Source organism: Shinella sp. GW821-FHT11G07 (assembly GCF_058808115.1).
Window position 1 is genome coordinate 35,960 of the sequence record NZ_JBXARJ010000013.1, and the last position, 17,853, is coordinate 53,812.

General features: G+C 63.2%; 15 protein-coding genes. 13 read left to right on the forward strand and 2 right to left on the reverse strand.

Features of this window, described 5'->3' with window-relative positions; translation table 11 throughout:
• Window positions 1-26 precede the first annotated feature (26 nt).
• Entirely contained in the window at window positions 27-638 is a 612-nt protein-coding gene (locus AC1RT2_RS23175; protein WP_493105726.1) for a LysE family translocator, read from the forward strand.
• Here the strand turns inward: AC1RT2_RS23175 and AC1RT2_RS23180 are convergent, their stop codons facing one another.
• Window positions 639-1,250, reverse strand: a complete 612-nt coding sequence (locus tag AC1RT2_RS23180; RefSeq protein WP_069061528.1) for an MOSC domain-containing protein — start codon at window positions 1,248-1,250, stop codon at window positions 639-641.
• A 159-nt stretch (window positions 1,251-1,409) separates the two neighbouring features.
• Between AC1RT2_RS23180 and recR the strand changes: the two genes are divergently transcribed.
• A complete protein-coding gene (gene recR / locus AC1RT2_RS23185; RefSeq protein ID WP_493105728.1) occupies window positions 1,410-2,015 on the forward strand; it encodes a recombination mediator RecR in 606 nt (201 codons plus the stop codon).
• 9 nt (window positions 2,016-2,024) lie between these two features.
• On the forward strand, window positions 2,025-3,281 hold the full coding sequence (locus AC1RT2_RS23190; protein ID WP_493105730.1) for a lytic murein transglycosylase: 1,257 nt from the start codon (window positions 2,025-2,027) through the stop codon (window positions 3,279-3,281).
• A 104-nt stretch (window positions 3,282-3,385) separates the two neighbouring features.
• On the opposite strand, the gene AC1RT2_RS23195 is transcribed toward AC1RT2_RS23190, so the two are convergent.
• Entirely contained in the window at window positions 3,386-5,014 is a 1,629-nt protein-coding gene (locus AC1RT2_RS23195) for an MFS transporter (protein ID WP_493105732.1), read from the reverse strand.
• A 256-nt stretch (window positions 5,015-5,270) separates the two neighbouring features.
• Between AC1RT2_RS23195 and rimP the strand changes: the two genes are divergently transcribed.
• The 10 genes from rimP (at window position 5,271) to pnp (ending at window position 17,822) form a co-directional block, all read left to right on the forward strand.
• On the forward strand, window positions 5,271-5,888 hold the full coding sequence (gene rimP, locus AC1RT2_RS23200) for a ribosome maturation factor RimP (RefSeq protein WP_493105734.1): 618 nt from the start codon (window positions 5,271-5,273) through the stop codon (window positions 5,886-5,888).
• A gap of 133 nt (window positions 5,889-6,021) precedes the next feature.
• Entirely contained in the window at window positions 6,022-7,620 is a 1,599-nt protein-coding gene (nusA, locus tag AC1RT2_RS23205) for a transcription termination factor NusA (protein WP_069060028.1), read from the forward strand.
• A 67-nt stretch (window positions 7,621-7,687) separates the two neighbouring features.
• Entirely contained in the window at window positions 7,688-8,341 is a 654-nt protein-coding gene (locus AC1RT2_RS23210) for an RNA-binding protein (RefSeq protein WP_493105736.1), read from the forward strand.
• Window positions 8,342-8,445: 104 nt separating this feature from the next.
• A complete protein-coding gene (infB, locus tag AC1RT2_RS23215) occupies window positions 8,446-11,124 on the forward strand; it encodes a translation initiation factor IF-2 (RefSeq protein WP_493105738.1) in 2,679 nt (892 codons plus the stop codon).
• 72 nt (window positions 11,125-11,196) lie between these two features.
• Entirely contained in the window at window positions 11,197-11,607 is a 411-nt protein-coding gene (gene rbfA / locus AC1RT2_RS23220) for a 30S ribosome-binding factor RbfA (RefSeq protein ID WP_493105740.1), read from the forward strand.
• A 97-nt stretch (window positions 11,608-11,704) separates the two neighbouring features.
• Window positions 11,705-12,640, forward strand: a complete 936-nt coding sequence (gene truB / locus AC1RT2_RS23225; protein WP_493105742.1) for a tRNA pseudouridine(55) synthase TruB — start codon at window positions 11,705-11,707, stop codon at window positions 12,638-12,640.
• Window positions 12,641-12,866: 226 nt separating this feature from the next.
• Window positions 12,867-14,519, forward strand: a complete 1,653-nt coding sequence (locus AC1RT2_RS23230; protein WP_493105890.1) for a sensor histidine kinase — start codon at window positions 12,867-12,869, stop codon at window positions 14,517-14,519.
• Window positions 14,520-14,559: 40 nt separating this feature from the next.
• Window positions 14,560-14,898, forward strand: a complete 339-nt coding sequence (locus tag AC1RT2_RS23235) for an SH3 domain-containing protein (protein ID WP_493105744.1) — start codon at window positions 14,560-14,562, stop codon at window positions 14,896-14,898.
• 162 nt (window positions 14,899-15,060) lie between these two features.
• The gene (gene rpsO, locus AC1RT2_RS23240) at window positions 15,061-15,330 is read left to right on the forward strand and encodes a 30S ribosomal protein S15 (protein WP_069060022.1); all 270 of its coding nucleotides are present in this window, start codon (window positions 15,061-15,063) and stop codon (window positions 15,328-15,330) included.
• 350 nt (window positions 15,331-15,680) lie between these two features.
• A complete protein-coding gene (gene pnp, locus AC1RT2_RS23245; protein WP_493105746.1) occupies window positions 15,681-17,822 on the forward strand; it encodes a polyribonucleotide nucleotidyltransferase in 2,142 nt (713 codons plus the stop codon).
• Window positions 17,823-17,853: the final 31 nt, after the last annotated feature.

Consider the following 17,853-nt stretch of genomic DNA (forward strand, 5'->3'; position numbering starts at 1 on the left):
GTCGGGGCTTGCGAGGAGAGATTCCGATGAGCCTGATGACCCTGCTAGTCTTTGCCGGTGCGCTGATGATGGCGGCCGGTTCGCCCGGTCCGAGCATCGCGGCGCTGGTCGCCCGCGTGCTATCGCGGGGAGCCAAGGACGTATTGCCCTTCCTCGCCGCCATGTGGATCGGCGAGGGCATCTGGCTCACCTGCGCCGTGCTCGGCCTTGCCGCGATTGCCGAAAGCTTCCACGCCGTCTTCGTCGCCATCAAATGGTTCGGCGTCGCCTATCTGCTCTATCTTGCCTGGAAGATGTGGTTCGCGCCGACCGATACGGGCGACGCGGCGCTGCCGGAGGCGCGCTCCGGCCTGAAACTGTTCTTCGCCGGGATGACGGTGACGCTCGGCAACCCGAAGATCATGATGTTCTATGTGGCACTCCTGCCGGCGATCATCGATCTTGGCGCGGTTACGCTCGTCGGCTGGGCGGAACTGGTGGTCACCATGTTCGTGGTGCTGGTGGCGATCGATCTCGCCTGGGTCTTCCTCGCCTCGCGCGCCCGTCTCTTCCTGAAGAGCCCGCGCGCCGTGCGCATCGCCAACCGCGTCAGCGCAGGCACTATGGCCGGGGCTGCGGCCGCCATCGCCGCCCGCTGATCAGCCGGTCAGCGCAGCGCGCAGCTTGTCGTTGATGGGTGCTGCGAGATAGCGGATCCGGTCTTCCTCGGAAATGTTCTTGCCGTAGGTGCGCAGCAGTTCCGGCATACTGACCGGCTCGCCGTCGAAGGGGGTGTAGGTCACCGCGTCGCCGGCCTGGATCACGCCGTCGTGGAGCACGCGACAGTAGAAGCCTGGGCGGCCGGCCTGCATGAAACGCCGGGCAAAGGCCGGGTCGCCCATGCGGGCGGTCAGCGTGTTGCAGGGAATGCGCGTCGAGGTGACTTCGAGAAGCACGCTTTCGGTTTCGAATCGGTCGCCGACCGAGACCGCACGGCTGTCGACGCCCTCGATGACAAGGTTTTCGCCGAAGGTGCCGGGTTCGATCGTGCGGCCGAGTTCCTTCGACCACCAGTCGAGGTCAATGGAGCCGAGGCCATAGACGGCCTGCTCCGCCCCGCCGTGATGCTTGCGGTTGCAGATCGCGTCGCCAAGCAGTCCCTCGCGATCGACGACGATCGCCGCATCGGTCGGCGTCTTGAAAATGCCGGTCTTGTAGCTTTTGCCGGGGACTGGACGGGCAACACCCGTGCACACGGCGAGGATTTTGATCAAGCGTTGGCCTCCCTGAGCATGTCGCGCGAAAAGTGCGGCACGCGGTTTTGCGGTAACGACATGCGATAAACCAAAGACCAGAGCGACAGAGCAGATCTGGAAGATCGCGATGCGCTTTGGATTCCGTTTCCCCTTGATATGGGCTAGATACCGGCAATGGCAAAACGAGTCACCGGCCCCGAAATCGAAAAACTCATCCAGCTTCTGGCGAAGGTGCCGGGGCTCGGGCCCCGCTCGGCGCGCCGGGCAGCACTCCATCTCGTCAAGAAGAAGGACCAGTTGTTGGGTCCGCTCGCCGAGGCGATGGGGGAAGCGTATCGCAAGGTGCGCATCTGCTCGTGCTGCGGCAATGTCGATACGAGCGACCCCTGCACGGTCTGCACCGACGTGCGTCGTGACCATACGATGATCATCGTCGTCGAGGACGTTTCGGACCTCTGGGCGCTGGAGCGTGCGGGCGCGATGAACGCCGCCTATCATGTGCTCGGTGGCACGCTTTCGCCGCTCGACGGGATCGGGCCTGACGACCTCAACATCCGCGGCCTCGTCGATCGCGTGGTGAAGGGTAGTGTGCGCGAGCTCATCATCGCCGTCAACGCCACCGTGGAGGGCCAGACGACGGCGCACTACATCACCGACCAGCTCTCCGGTCTCGACGTGAAGATCACGCGGCTGGCCCATGGCGTGCCCGTTGGCGGCGAGCTCGATTATCTCGACGAAGGAACATTGACGGCCGCATTGCGCGCCCGCACGGTAATCTGAGGGAGACGCATGTTGACCATCCGCAATGCTATCAAGGGCGCGCTTGGCGCCGCGCTGATCTCGCTTGGTCTCTTCGTGCCGGCCGAGGCCGCCTCCAAGGATGAGGTCGAAAAGATGTTCCGGACGTGGATCGACAAGGATCTCTGGCCGGCGGCGCAAAAGACCGGCGTTGGCGAAAAGACCTTCCGCGCGGCGATGGAGGGCGTGACGCTCGATTGGGACCTGCCCGATCTCGTGCCGCCCGGTTCCAAGCCGACGAAGGATCAGGCGCAGAGCCAGGCGGAATTCTCCTCGCCGGGCGCCTACTTCTCCGAAAAACGCCTGCAGGGGCTCGCCGGAAAGGGCAGCAGCCTCGCCAAGACCCATGCCGCAACGCTGCGCAAGATCGAGCAGCGTTTTGGCGTGCCAGGCGAGATCGTCGTTGCCGTGTGGGGCCGCGAATCGGGCTTTGGCAGCGCGAAAATCCCCTATTCGGCGGTGGAGGTGCTGGCCACCAAGGCCTTCATGTCGACCCGCAAGGACATGTTCCGCAAGGAGCTGATCGCGGCCCTCCACATCGTTGATGGCGGTGACCGGACGGTCGAGCAGTTGAAGGGCTCGTGGGCCGGCGCGCTCGGCCAGCCGCAGTTCATGCCGACCAGTTTCCTGCAATATGCCGTCGATTTCGATGGCGACGGCGTGCGCGACATCTGGGGCTCGGTGCCGGATAGCCTCGCCTCGATTGCCAACTATCTCGCCAAGAAGGGCTGGCAGGCCGGCCGTGGCTGGGGTTACGAAGTGACGATCCCGGCGGGTGTCTCCTGTGCGCAGGAAGGGCCGGACCTCGAAAAACCGATCTCGGCCTGGGCAGCCACTGGAATCACGCGCATTTCCGGCAAGGGGTTTCCATCCGGCGAGGCGAAAGCCTCCGGCATGATGCTGGTTCCGGCCGGCACGCACGGGCCGGAATTCATCGTCACGCCGAATTTTTACGTGCTCAAGGAGTATAACAACTCCGACCTCTATGCCCTGTTCATCGGCAATCTCGCCGATCGCATCGCCTATGGCAGCGGCCCGTTCCGCGGCGAATGGGGTAACGTCGGCAAGATGCTGCGCTCGGACGTGCTCGCCATGCAGAAGGCGCTCGTCGCCAAGGGCTATGATGTCGGCAAGGTCGATGGGCTGCCCGGCTACAAGACGCGCCGCTCGCTCGGCGACTGGCAGGCGAAAGCCGGCCTCGCATCAACCTGCTATCCGGATGCCTCGCTGAAATCCAAGCTGAAATAAGGGTTAGAGTTTGTCAGGGAAAAGTGGAACGCGGTTTTCCCGAAAAGACAAACGAAAACAAAAGAATCGAGAGTCTGTCTGGTTCAGACGGAATCAGACAGACTCTAGTGGATTTCCACCTGCTGCTTGAACCGCTCGTATTCGTGCGGAATGATCGTCTGCCGCTCGATCATGCGGTGGACGCGCGGGTCCTCCGCGCCGCTGTGCAACTGGCGTAGTTTCTCGCCGTTTGCGGCATCGGCATGGGTGCGGCGCTGGTTGTGGCGCACATATTCCACCCAGGTCGGCACGTGGTAGGTCTCGGTCCAGATCGTCGGATTTTCCAGGTCGCGCATCAGCGCCCATTGACCCGCACCGTCACGGATGCGGATGCGCCGCCGCTCGGTCATGGCCTCCAGGAATTCCGGAATGTCGCCTTCCGCAATCTCGTAGTCGATCAGGACGACGATCGGACCGCTGCGCGGTTTCAGGTCGAGCGGCAGGTCCGGTTCGCTGAAGCGATTGAGCGGATCGACATTGAGGCTTTGCAATTCCGGCAGGCCGAAGCGCAGGCCGAGTGCAGCCCCCGCAATCATCACCACGGAGGAGGCGAGAAGGGCGGTCTGCGCGCCATGCGTATCGGCCGTGGTGCCCCAGATCCAGCTTCCTGCCGCGATGCCGCCGAAGGTGGTCGTCTGGTAGAGCGAGAGTGCGCGCGCCACCACCCAGCGCGGCGTCGAGAGTTGTACGGTTGTGTTGAACAGCGACAGTGCCATCACCCAGGATGCACCGGCGATCGAGAGGACGGCGCCGGTTAGAAGGGCCGTCGTGCTGAGCGCCGAGACGGTCGCGCTGATGGCAAAGCCGGCGAAGGCGAGGCGGGCGATGGTCTCGCTGGTGAAGCGTTCGCGCAGCCACGCATTCATCAGTGCGCCGCCGATGGCGCCGAGCCCGAAACAGCCGAGCAGGATGCCATAGGTCAGCGGCCCGCCGGAAACGAGGTCGCGGGCGATCAGCGGCAGTAGCGAAAGGGTGGAGCTTGTCGCAAGGCCGAAGGCGAAGCCGCGCAAAAGCACCTTGCCGATGTTCGGCGACATCGAGACATAACGCAGGCCCGCCGAGACGGCGCGGCCAAAGTCTTCGCGGGGCAGGGTGCGCGGCGAAACGGTGGGTTTCCAGCGAAACAGCACGAAGAGCAGGGCGAAATAGCTGAGCACGTTCGTGGCAAAGGCCGCTGCGGCGCCGGCCGCTGCAACGATGGCGCCGCCGATGGCCGGGCCGACGCTGCGGGTCAGGTTGAAACCCATGCTGTTGAGTGAAACGGCTGCGGGCAGGTCTTCGCGCGGCACCATGTCGCCGACCGAGGCCTGCCAGGCGGGATTGTTGAGCGCCGTGCCGCAGCCGAGCAGGAAGGTGAAGGTCAACAGCAGCCAGGGCGTGATGACGCCGTACCACGTACAGAGTGTCAGCGCGATCGCGACCGTCAGCATGAAACACTGGGCCGTCAACATCAGCTTGCGCCGGTCGAAATTGTCGGCGAGCGCGCCGGCGGCGACGGAAAACAACATGATGGGCAGCGAGATCGAGGCCTGCACCAGCGCCACCATGTTGGCCGAAGGCGAGATGGAGGCCATCATCCAGGCTGCACCCACCGCCTGGATGAGCCCGCCGAAATTCGACACCAGGCTCGCTGCCCAGATCACCCGAAAGGTTTCGTTTCGGAAGGGGGCGAGGGGGGATTTTCGGTCTGGCACGGCAGGCACTCATTCTCGACGCAGCGTTGTCAGCAATCTAGTCCATAGGACAAAAGGGGCAAGGCGGTGACGGAGAAAGTGGACGTAAAACATCGCCCACAGGCAGACGTGGTGGCCGACCTTGCAATTCCGGCGGAGTGCGTCTATATCAACCTCAAATTCTTGATCGTCAGATGAAGAGTGGGCCCGCGAGGACCCGCTCTTTTTTATTGCCCCGATCAAGCGCATGATAACGACCATCCCGGGAGGGCATGTCATGTCCGACACGACCCAGACAGAAACTACCGCCGTCGAGCCGCGGCTGATCGTCGAGACCGGCCTCGACCGGCGCGTTGCCGACATCATCGAGCCGGCCATCGAGCAGATCGGCTACCAGCTGGTGCGCGTGCGTCTTTCGGCGCAGAACGGCGCGACGCTGCAGATCATGTGCGAGCGTCCGGACGGCACGATGACCGTCGAGGATTGCGAGAAGGTCTCGATGGCCGTCTCGCCGGTGCTCGACGTTGAGGATCCGATCGACAAGGCGTATCATCTCGAAGTCTCGTCGCCCGGCATCGACCGGCCGATGGTCCGCAAGTCGGACTTTTCACGCTGGCTTGGCCATTTGCTGAAATGCGAGACGTCGATCCTCGTCGACAGCCGCAAACGCTTCCGCGGGAAGATCGTCGCGGCGGACGAAAACGGCTTCACGCTGGAGCGCGATCAGCCCGCAGCCGGCGAAGAGCCGACGGTCGTCATCCCCTTCACGGCGCTGGCCGAAGGCAGGCTGATCCTGACCGACGAGCTGATCCGCGACGCGCTGGCCGCCGACAAGAAGGCGAAGGCCGCGCAGGCCGCCAACCAGAACGACGAAGACGGCGACGAAGAAGAATAAGTTTTGCGTGCGTTCCGTCCCGGGGGCGATTGCCCTGATCGCGGACGGAGCGGAGAGGACGGAACCGGAGCGAGCAATCCGCTCCCCAGCGCCGGCGGCAATTGCCCCGGCCAGACCATGGAGACCTGAGACAATGGCAGTCAGTGCGAACCGGCTTGAGCTTCTGCAGATCGCGGATGCCGTGGCCCGTGAAAAGGTCATCGACCGCGAGATCGTGCTTGCCGCGATGGCCGACGCCATCCAGAAGGCAGCCCGCTCGCGTTACGGCACGGAATCGAACATCCGCGCCGACATCAATTCCAAGACCGGCGAAATCCGCCTCCAGCGCCTGCTGGAAGTCGTCGAACACGCCGAAGACTATTCCACCCAGATCCCGCTGGAGCTTGCCCGCGACCGCAACCCGGACGCCAAGCTCGGCGACTTCATCGCCGACCCGCTGCCGCCGATGGATTTCGGCCGTATCGCCGCCCAGTCGGCCAAGCAGGTCATCGTGCAGAAGGTGCGCGAAGCCGAGCGTGACCGCCAGTTCGACGAATACAAGGATCGCATCGGCGAGATCGTCAACGGCACGGTCAAGCGTGTCGAATACGGCAACGTCATCGTCGATCTCGGCCGTGGCGAAGGCATCATCCGCCGCGACGAGATGATCCCGCGCGAAAACATGCGCTACGGTGACCGTGTTCGCGCCTTCGTCTACGACGTGCGCCGCGAGCAGCGCGGCCCGCAGATTTTCCTGTCGCGTACCCATCCCCAGTTCATGGTGAAGCTGTTCACCATGGAAGTGCCGGAAATCTACGACGGCGTCATCCAGATCAAGTCGGTTGCCCGTGATCCGGGTTCGCGCGCCAAGATCGCCGTCATCTCTAACGACTCGTCGATCGATCCGGTCGGCGCCTGCGTCGGTATGCGTGGTTCGCGCGTCCAGGCCGTCGTCGGCGAATTGCAGGGCGAGAAGATCGACATCATTCCGTGGTCGCAGGATCCGGCGTCGTTCATCGTCAACGCCCTTCAGCCGGCCGAAGTCTCCAAGGTCGTTCTGGATGAAGATGCCGAGCGCATCGAAGTGGTCGTTCCCGACGAGCAGCTTTCGCTCGCCATCGGCCGCCGCGGCCAGAACGTCCGCCTTGCCTCGCAGCTGACCGGCTGGGATATCGACATCCTGACGGAAGCCGAAGAGTCCGAGCGCCGCCAGAAGGAATTCAACGAGCGCACCGCGCTGTTCATGGATTCCCTCGACGTCGACGAAATGGTCGGCCAGGTTCTGGCCTCGGAAGGCTTCGCCGCCGTGGAAGAACTGGCCTATGTCGATCTTGGCGAAATCGCCGGCATCGAAGGCTTCGACGAAGACACGGCCCAGGAACTCCAGACCCGTGCGCGCGAACATCTCGACCGTCTCGAAGCGGCGATGGATGCCAAGCGCAAGGAGCTTGGTGTTTCCGACGAACTGCGCCAGATCGACGGCCTGACGAGCCCCATGCTTGTCGCGCTCGGCGAAGACGGCATCAAGACGATGGAAGACTTTGCAGGCTGCGCGGCTGACGATCTCGTCGGCTGGTCGGAGCGCAAGGATGGCGAGACGAAGAAGTTCGAGGGCCTGTTCGCGAAGTTCGAGGTCTCACGTGCCGAAGCCGAAGCCATGATCGTTCAGGCGCGCCTTGCGGCCGGCTGGATCACGGAAGCGGATCTCGCCACGGAAGAGCCGGTCGTCGAAGGCGGCGAGCAGGACGCCTGACCGGCGTCCCGCGGCTTCCAGAAAAAATACGGCTCGCGGTTTTGCGTCCGGAATGGCGGGAACCTATATGAGTAAGAAGGACGACGGCGTGAACGATCGCATGTGCATCGTGACGCGCGAAAAGGGCGAGGCGGATGATCTGATCCGCTTCGTTGCAGGCCCGGACGGCGTTATCGTGCCGGACCTCAAGCGTCAGCTTCCCGGGCGTGGTTGCTGGGTGAAGGCGGAACGGGCGATCGTCGACAAGGCAGTCGCCAAGAAGCTTTTCGGGCGTGCGCTGAAGGCGGAAGCCAAGGCGGGGCCGGAGCTCGGTGCCGAGGTGGACCGGTTGATCGCCGCCCAGCTCGGCGGCATGATGAACATGGCGCGCAAGGCGGGCCAGTTCATCACGGGTTCGTCCAAGGTCGACCAGGCGGTGCGCGCATTGGCGGCGCTCGCGGTCTTCCATGCGACGGACGCGGCCGCAGACGGGGTCAGGAAGATAGACCAGGCGCGCAAGGCGGCAAGCTTCCTGCGCGATGATGAGACGGAAATACCCTCCTTCAGGCTGCTGTCGGAGGGTGAATTGGAGGGGCTTTTGGGAAGTAATGCTTTTATCCATGCCGCAGCGCTTGCAGGGCAGGCGGGTGAGGGTGTAGTGAAGCGCGCAATCATGCTCGAAAAATACCGGGGCGGCGACCCGGTTGGAGCACATGGCGGCGCTGGCCAGCCAAACCAATGACGCGGTCACCGGCGTTACGCCGGCCGAAATCGCATTGGATGAACACAATTGAACGACAGGGCCTGGTGATACGCATCCGGCTCTGATCTTAGGAACGGAACGGAATGACCGACAACGAAGACGACAAGACGATCAGTGTGGCTGGCAAGAAGACCCTTAGCCTGAAGCCCTCGGGGGTTCAGCAGGGAACCGTGCGCCAGGACATGGGTCGTGGTCGCACCAAGGCCGTCGTGGTCGAGACCCGCACAAAGCGCCATTTCAGCCGCCCGGGAGACGAACGCCCGGCGCCGACGCCTGTCGCGCCCGTGCAACGTGCACCCGAGCCGCAGCAGGCACGCCCCGTGCAGCAGCAGACGCGTCCCGCGCAGCAGTCGTCGCGGCCTGCGCCGCAGCCGCAGCGTGTCGAGCAGAGCCGCCCGCGGGTCGGCGTCGTGCTGAACCAGCTTTCCCCGGATGAGGTCGAGGCCCGTCGCCGCGCGCTTGCAGAAGCGCAGGTCCGCGACGCCGCCGAAGCCAAGCAGCGCGCCGAAGACGAGGCACGCCGCAAGGTAGAAGAAGAAGCCCGCCGTAAGGTCGAGGAAGAAGCCCGTCTTATCCGCGAAAAGGAAGAGGCCGAGCGCCGCGCCACCGAGGCCGCCGCTCCCGCTCCCGTTGTGGAAGAGGTTGTCGTGCAGCCGGTTGCCGCAAGGCCGGCCGCTGGCGAGGCCCGTCCGCAACCCGCGCGCACGCCGCCGGCTGCAACGCCGGCACCCATTGCCGGTCGCGGTCGCCGCGAAACGGAAGCAGAAGAGACCGCCCGTCCGCGTGGTGGTGCTCCTGTCAACCGTGGCAAGGTCGTGCGTCCGGAGCCTGCAAAGGTTCCCGCCCGTCCGAAGACCGATGACGGTCGCCGCCAGGGCAAGCTGACCCTGACGACGGCCTCGACCGACGAGGACGCCACGCAGCGCGGCCGTTCGCTCGCGGCCATGCGTCGCCGCCAGGAGAAGTTCAAGCGCAGCCAGATGCAGGAGACCCGTGAAAAGGTCATGCGCGAGGTCATCCTGCCGGAAACCATCACCATTCAGGAACTGTCGCAGCGCATGTCCGAACGCGCCGTCGATGTCATCAAGTTCCTGATGAAGGAAGGCCAGATGATGAAGCCGGGCGACGTCATCGACGCCGATCTGGCCGAACTGATTGCCGTCGAATTCGGCCATACCGTCCGTCGCGTTTCGGAGTCCGATGTTGAAGAAGGCATCTTCAACATTGCCGACGACGAAGGCGAGATGGTGTCGCGTCCGCCGGTCGTCACGATCATGGGTCACGTCGACCACGGCAAGACCTCGCTGCTCGACGCCATCCGCAAGACCAGCGTTGTTTCGGGCGAAGCCGGTGGCATCACCCAGCATATCGGCGCCTATCAGGTCGAGCATAACGGCCAGAAGATCACCTTCATCGACACCCCCGGCCACGCCGCCTTCACGGCCATGCGTGCCCGTGGTGCGCAGGCGACGGATATCGCGATCCTGGTGGTCGCAGCCGACGACAGCGTGATGCCGCAGACGATCGAATCGATCAACCACGCCAAGGCGGCCGGCGTGCCGATCATCGTGGCGATCAACAAGGTCGATAAGCACGAAGCTGATCCGCAGAAGGTGCGCAACCAGCTGCTGCAGCACGAAGTGTTCGTGGAAACCATGGGCGGTGAAGTGCTCGACGTCGAAGTTTCGGCCAAGACCGGCCTGAACCTCGACAAGCTGCTGGAAGCCGTTCTCCTTCAGGCCGAAATTCTCGACCTCAAGGCCGACGTCGCCCGCACAGCCGAAGGCACCGTCATCGAAGCCCAGCTCGATCGTGGTCGCGGTTCCGTTGCAACCGTTCTCGTTCAGAAGGGCACGCTGCGCCCGGGCCAGATCATTGTTGCCGGCGACCAGTGGGGCCGTGTCCGCGCGCTCGTCAACGACAAGGGCGATCACGTCAAGGAAGCCGGTCCGGCCATGCCGGTCGAGATCCTCGGTCTTTCGGGTACGCCATCTGCCGGTGATCGTTTCGCGGTGGTCGAAAACGAAAGCCGTGCACGCGAAATCTCGGAATACCGTCAGCGTCTCGCGCGCGACAAGGCCGTTGCCCGTCAGACGGGTCAGCGCGGCTCTCTCGAGCAGATGATGAACCAGCTGCAGAACACCGGCATGAAAGAATTCCCGCTGCTCATCAAGGGCGACGTGCAGGGTTCGATCGAAGCTATCATCGGTGCTCTCGACAAGCTGGGCACGGATGAAGTTCGCGCCCGCATCGTTCATTCCGGTGCCGGTGGTATCACGGAGTCCGATATCTCGCTCGCCGAAGCCTCGAACGCGGCCATCATCGGCTTCAACGTTCGTGCCAACGTTCAGGCACGCCAGGCGGCCGAACGGGCCGGCATCGAAATCCGCTACTACAACATCATCTACGATCTGGTGGATGACGTGAAGGCAGCGATGTCGGGCCTGCTCTCGCCGGAACGCCGCGAAACCTTCCTCGGCAATGCCGAAATCCTCGAGGTGTTCAACATCACGAAGGTCGGCAAGGTCGCAGGTTGCCGCGTCATCGAAGGCAAGGTCGAACGTGGTGCCGGTGTGCGTCTCGTGCGCGACAACGTCGTCATTCACGAAGGCAAGCTCAAGACGCTCAAGCGCTTCAAGGATGAAGTCGCCGAAGTGCCGATGGGCCAGGAATGCGGCATGGCTTTCGAAAACTACGAAGACATTCGCGCTGGCGACACGATCGAGTGCTTCCGCGTGGAGCACATCACCCGTACGCTGTAAGCGTCCGGCGATCCCAATATCGTGCGAGCGCCGGACCGTTTCGGCGCTCGTATTTTTTTGAAGGTGACGACCATGCCAAGAGCAACAACCTCAGCGCCGTCGCAACGCATGCTGCGCATAGCCGAGCAGGTGCGCGCGGCGATCACCCAGGTCCTTCAGCGCGGCGAGATTCGCGATTCGCTGATCGAGAAGACCGTGATTTCCATCTCGGAAGTCCGTATGTCGCCTGACCTGAAGCACGCAACGGCCTATGTAACGCCGCTCGGCGTCAAGGATCATGACGTGGTGATCGAGGCGCTGAACCGCAATGCGAAGTTCATTCGCGGCCGTCTTGGACCGCATCTCCGCCAGATGAAGTATATGCCGGACGTGCGCTTTCTCGACGATACGAGCTTCGACAACTACAAGAAGATCGACGAACTCCTGCGCTCGCCGGAAGTCGCGCGTGATCTCGCCGCCGATGACGGCGAAGACGACAAGTAATTCCAGCAAAGTGCGCAATAGTTTTGCGTGCAACAAATAGATAGGGCGGGTGAGCGGGCGACTGCGAGCACACCTGCACTGACAATTCAGGAACAAGATGTCCAAGCCACGCAAACCCAAGGGCCGGCCGATTTCCGGCTGGCTGATCCTCGACAAGCCGTTCGATTTCGGCTCGACGGAAGCCGTCGCCAAGATCAAATGGCTGCTCAAGGCCCAGAAGGCCGGTCATGCCGGTACGCTCGATCCGCTCGCCTCCGGCATGCTGCCGATCGCGCTCGGCGACGCGACCAAGACCGTGCCCTATGTCATGGACGGCCGAAAGATCTATGTCTTCACGGTCACCTGGGGCGAAGAACGCACGACGGATGACCTTGAAGGCGAGGCCACCCAGAGCTCCGACACGCGTCCGACAGCCGATGCGATTAAGGCGATCCTCGGCGAATATACCGGCGTCATCCAGCAGATCCCGCCGCAGTTCTCCGCAATAAAGATCGATGGCGCACGAGCCTACGATCTCGCCCGCGAAGGGGAAGTTGTCGAGATCCCGTCGCGCGAGGTGGAAATCCATCGCCTGGAGCTGATCGGCTGCCCGGATGAGAACACGGCGGAATTTGAAGTCGAATGCGGCAAGGGCACCTATGTGCGCGCACTCGCCCGTGATTTCGGTCGTCAGCTCGGCTGCTATGGTCACATTTCCGGGCTGCGCCGCACCTTCGTCGCGCCTTTCGGCGAAGACGATATGGTGCCGCTGGCTGACCTGGTCGCGCTGGAAAAGATCGAGGACGAGGCCGAGCGGCTGGCAGCCCTCGATTCATTCCTGATCGACACCGGCGAAGCGCTTTCCAGCTTGCCGCAGATCGTCATCAACGACGACCAGGCGCATCGCCTGCGTCTGGGCAATCCCATCATCCTGCGCGGCCGCGATGCGCCGGTCGAGGCGGACGAAGCCTATGCGACGGCACACGGAAAACTGGTGGCGATCGGCGAGATCGGCGGTGGCGAGTTCCGTCCGAAGCGGGTCTTTGCCGGCTAAATTTGACGGGGCGGAACCAATCGCTGCCGACTTGATTTCACCACAAGCTACAGGCTTTATGGGCCTGTGAGGTTCGCTTGAACGCGGGCCGGGCGGTGCTTTGCCGTTGCGGCCGCCTTCGGGCGAAGGTTGAAAGGGCCGGCTGTTGAGGATTGCGTCGACTGACAGAACGGTGTCCGCCGAGGATGCGGGCGAGGGCACCGGCCCCGTTCTGAGCCGCCGGCGCATGCATCATCCGGTGGTCTTCTACCTCGTCTGCCTCATTCTCGTTATTGTAATCCCGGCATTCCTCTTCTCGATCGTCGTGCTGAAGCGCACCAACGAGGCGCAGGAACGCATTTTCGAATCGCTGCTGCGCACCTCGACGGGCGCCGTTAACCGCGCGGTCGAGCGTGAAATCTCCGGAATGTTCACGACGCTGAATTTCCTGTCGACGTCGGACGGTCTTCTGAAGGGCGATTACGCCGTGCTGCATACGCAGGCGAGCAAGGCACTGGAAGGCACGGATACCTATTTCCTCATCATCGACCAGACGATGCGCCAGCTTCTCAACACACGCGTGCCCTACGGCACGCCGCTCAACAGGGCCTCCGAACCAGTGTCTGCCGGTCTCGCGCTGGCGCGGGGCGAACGCATGGTCTCCGACATCTTCTTCGGCAAGACCGCGCAGCAATGGGTGTTCAACGTCTATCAGCCGATGCAGCTGGCAAATGGCAGGCGCGTTCTCCTGACGCTGACGAAGAATGCCGAGGCGCTGCGGCGGGCGGTCAACCCGGATATTCTTTCCCCCGGCTGGAATGCCGCCGTGCTCGATAGCCAGGGAACGGTCATCGTCTCGACGGACGAAAATCAGAAAGCGGGTGAAGCTTTCTTCCTGCGTGTCGTGCCGTCGCTGCGCCTCGGGGTCAGCCCGATGCGGCAGGGGGGTGTCGACTATCAGGTCGTGACCGAATTTTCCTCCCTCGCCGGCTGGCGCATGATCGCCTGGGCGAAATCGTCGGACGTGCAGGCACCTGCCGTCTCCTCCTTCCTGTGGCTGGCGATCGGCGGGGTGGTTTTTGCCCTTCTCGCCGCCGCCAGCGCCGTCGGTATCGCCCGCGTCCTGTCGCGGGACGTCCGGCTGCTCGCGTCCGACGCCCGCCGGCTCGGCCATGGTGAGCGGATCGCGACGCGTCCCTATGCCATCTCCGAACTCGAAACCGTGTCGCGGGCTCTGTCGGAGGCTGCGGATGCGCGCGTCAAATCGGAAAACGAAGTCCGCTTCCTGATGCGCGAGGTGGCGCACCGTTCGAAGAACCAGCTCACCGTCATCCAGGCGATGCTGAACCAGTCGGCGGCGGGTGCGGAAAATGCGGGCGACTTTGCCGAGGCATTCCGCAAGCGCGTCGCCGGCCTTGCCCGCTCGACGGATCTGATGATCGCCAATGCGACGCAGGGCGTAAACCTTGCGGAGCTTGCCAAGAACCAGCTGAAGCCCTTCACGCCCGATGATGCGACGCGCGTGCAGATCGCCGGGCCGGCCGTGCTGCTCGACCCGCAGGCCTCGCAGACACTCGGCATGGCGCTGCACGAGCTTTCCACCAATGCCACGAAATACGGCGCGCTCGCCAACGAGACTGGCGTCGTGTCGTTAAGCTGGGTGGCATCCGGTGAAAACCTGAACCTCGTCTGGCGTGAAAGCCGTGCGACGATCGACAGGGAGGTCATCGCCGCCAGCCGCAAGGGTTTCGGCAGCGTGGTGCTGGAGCGCATGCTCGGCATGGCACTCGATGCGAAGTTGGAGTTCATCGTGCATGATGACGGCATCGAGTGGCGGGTGACGATCCCGCTCGCCCGGCTGCGCGATGAGGACGTGCATCAGCAGGGCGCTGCCGAATGACAGGCTTGATCCTTTCCGGGCATGGTAACGGGTGTATTTCATGAGGTCATTTCTGCCTGCGTTTGCCGCGTCAGCCTGCCTTTCCGTCGCCTTGGCCTCCCCTGCGGCTTCCGCCGCCGGAAACACCCAGTGCCTCGTGGACGATCCGACCGGTACGGCGCTCAACGTGCGTTCAGCGCCGAACGGGTCGATCCTGACGACGCTTGCCAACGGCACGGCGGTCGAGGTTGTCAACGAAATGCGGATCGGCACGAAACACTGGCTCTTCGTTACGCGCCAGGGAGAGCGGCTTGGCTGGATCTTCGGCGCCTATGTTGTCTGCAAGCAGGCCGGCGATGCGCGCGAGGCGGCTCCGAGCCAGCCGGCGGAGCAGCGCTAGGCCCGCAGGAGAGGCCTGCAATCAGGGCTCTTCCCTTTCATAAGGGAATGGTTTATAGGCACCGCCAGCAATGGGGGCTTATGCCTTCTTGCCTTCACGGCCATCGCTGGACGACATCCCGGCTTTTGGCGTCCTCGTTCTCCATTCCTGAAAGGACACACGATGTCGATTACTGCTGAGCGCAAGGCTGCGCTGATGAAAGAATACGCAACCGTCGAAGGCGACACCGGTTCCCCGGAAATCCAGGTTGCTATCCTGACCGAGCGCATCAACAACCTGACCGGTCACTTCAAGGACCACAAGAAGGACAACCACTCCCGTCGTGGCCTTCTGACGATGGTTTCCACCCGCCGCTCGCTTCTTGACTACCTCAAGAAGAAGAACGAATCCCGTTACAGCAAGCTGATTGCTGCCCTGGGCATTCGCCGCTAAACAATTCCGGCGGGCGTTCTTCGTGAGCGCCCGCCGCTTTCTTTTGCGGAAGAGAATTCCGCCAGACCGTTTTGCCTGTGCCGGTTGCGACCGCCTCGTGAAACGGGATTCTCCAGCAGGCCGGATGCGCCGGTCCTGCGGAACCAACCGATGACCTGTCATGGGGCAGGATTGCAGGATGCTTCAGGCGCGCGCCTGTCGTCGGCCGGGCTCACAAAGCCTTCGCCCGCAGAGATCGCGAGCCGACCTTCGGAAGCCTCCCGTTGTCTTGCCCATGATGTGTCATGAAAGCGGATAGACCACCTGCGCCCTATGGCGGCGGTGCGCGTATCCGCCAAGAAGGACAACACATGTTCGATACCCATACGGTTGAAATCGAATGGGCGGGCCGCCCGCTCAAGCTGGAAACCGGCAAGATCGCCCGCCAGGCTGACGGCGCCGTTCTCGCGACCTACGGCGAAACCGTCGTTCTCGCCACCGTCGTTTCCGCCAAGGCGCCAAAGCCGGGCCAGGATTTCTTCCCGCTGACCGTCAACTACCAGGAAAAGACCTACGCCGCCGGCAAGATCCCGGGTGGCTACTTCAAGCGCGAAGGCCGTCCGTCGGAAAAGGAAACGCTGGTTTCCCGCCTGATCGACCGTCCGATCCGCCCGCTCTTCCCGGAAGGCTACAAGAACGACACGCAGGTTGTCGTCACCGTCATCCAGCATGACCTCGAAAACGATCCCGACGTCCTGTCGATGGTCGCCGCTTCGGCAGCGCTCACGATCTCCGGCATTCCCTTCATGGGCCCGGTCGGCGGCGCTCGCGTCGGCTACATCAATGGCGAATATGTCCTGAACCCGCATCTCGACGAGATGAACGAGTCCGTTCTCGACCTCGTCGTTGCCGGCACGCAGGACGCCGTCCTGATGGTTGAATCCGAAGCCAAGGAACTGAACGAAGACGTCATGCTCGGCGCCGTCATGTTCGGCCACAAGGGTTTCCAGCCGGTCATCGACGCGATCATCAAGCTTGCCGAAGTCGCTGCCAAGGAACCGCGCGACTTCACCCCGGAAGATCATTCCGCGCTGGAAGCCGAAATGCTCGGCCTTGCCGAAACCGAACTGCGCGCTGCCTACAAGATCATCCAGAAGGCTGATCGCTACGCTGCCGTCGACGCCGTCAAGGCCAAGGTCAAGGCACACTTCTTCCCGGAAGGCGTTGAGCCGAAGTACACGAACGAAGTCATCGGCGCGGTGTTCAAGCACCTGCAGGCCAAGATCGTTCGCTGGAACATCCTCGACACCAAGAGCCGCATCGACGGCCGCGATCTGGACACCGTTCGTGCGATCGTGTCGGAAGTCGGTATCCTGCCGCGTACCCACGGTTCGGCCCTGTTCACCCGCGGTGAAACGCAGGCGATCGTCGTTGCCACGCTCGGCACCGGCGAAGATGAGCAGTATGTCGACAGCCTGACTGGCATGTACAAGGAACGCTTCCTGCTGCATTACAACTTCCCGCCCTACTCGGTCGGTGAAACGGGCCGCATGGGGTCCCCGGGCCGCCGCGAAATCGGCCACGGCAAGCTCGCCTGGCGCGCTATCCGCCCGATGCTGCCGACGGCGGAACAGTTCCCCTACACGCTGCGCGTCGTTTCCGAGATCACCGAGTCGAACGGCTCGTCCTCGATGGCCACGGTCTGCGGCACCTCGCTTGCCCTGATGGACGCCGGCGTTCCGCTGGCAAAGCCGGTTGCCGGTATCGCCATGGGCCTCATCCTCGAAGGCGAGCGCTTTGCGGTTCTCTCCGACATCCTCGGCGACGAAGACCACCTCGGCGACATGGACTTCAAGGTTGCCGGCACCGCTGACGGCATCACCTCGCTGCAGATGGACATCAAGATCGCCGGTATCACCGAAGAGATCATGAAGGTCGCGCTCAGCCAGGCACAGGGCGGCCGCAAGCACATCCTCGGCGAGATGGCCAATGCCATCACCGAAGGCCGCTCGCAGCTCGGCGAATTCGCTCCCCGCATCGAAGTCATGAACATCCCGGTCGACAAGATCCGTGAAGTCATCGGCACGGGCGGCAAGGTCATCCGCGAAATCGTCGAGAAGACCGGCGCCAAGATCAACATCGAAGACGACGGCACGATCAAGATCGCGTCCTCGTCCGGCAAGGAAATCGAAGCGGCCCGCAAGTGGATCCACTCGATCGTCGCTGAACCGGAAGTCGGCATGGTCTACGAAGGCACGGTCGTCAAGACCGCCGACTTCGGCGCATTCGTCAACTTCTTCGGCCCGCGCGACGGCCTCGTGCACATCTCGCAGCTCGCTCAGGAGCGCGTTGCCAAGACCTCCGACGTCGTCAAGGAAGGCGACAAGGTCTGGGTCAAGCTGATGGGCTTCGACGAGCGCGGCAAGGTTCGCCTCTCCATGAAGGTCGTCGACCAGGCGACCGGCAAGGAAGTCGCTGCCGACAAGAAGGGCGACGGCGAAGCCGCCGAGTAACCCTACCCTTACGCATCGAGGGGGCGCGGAG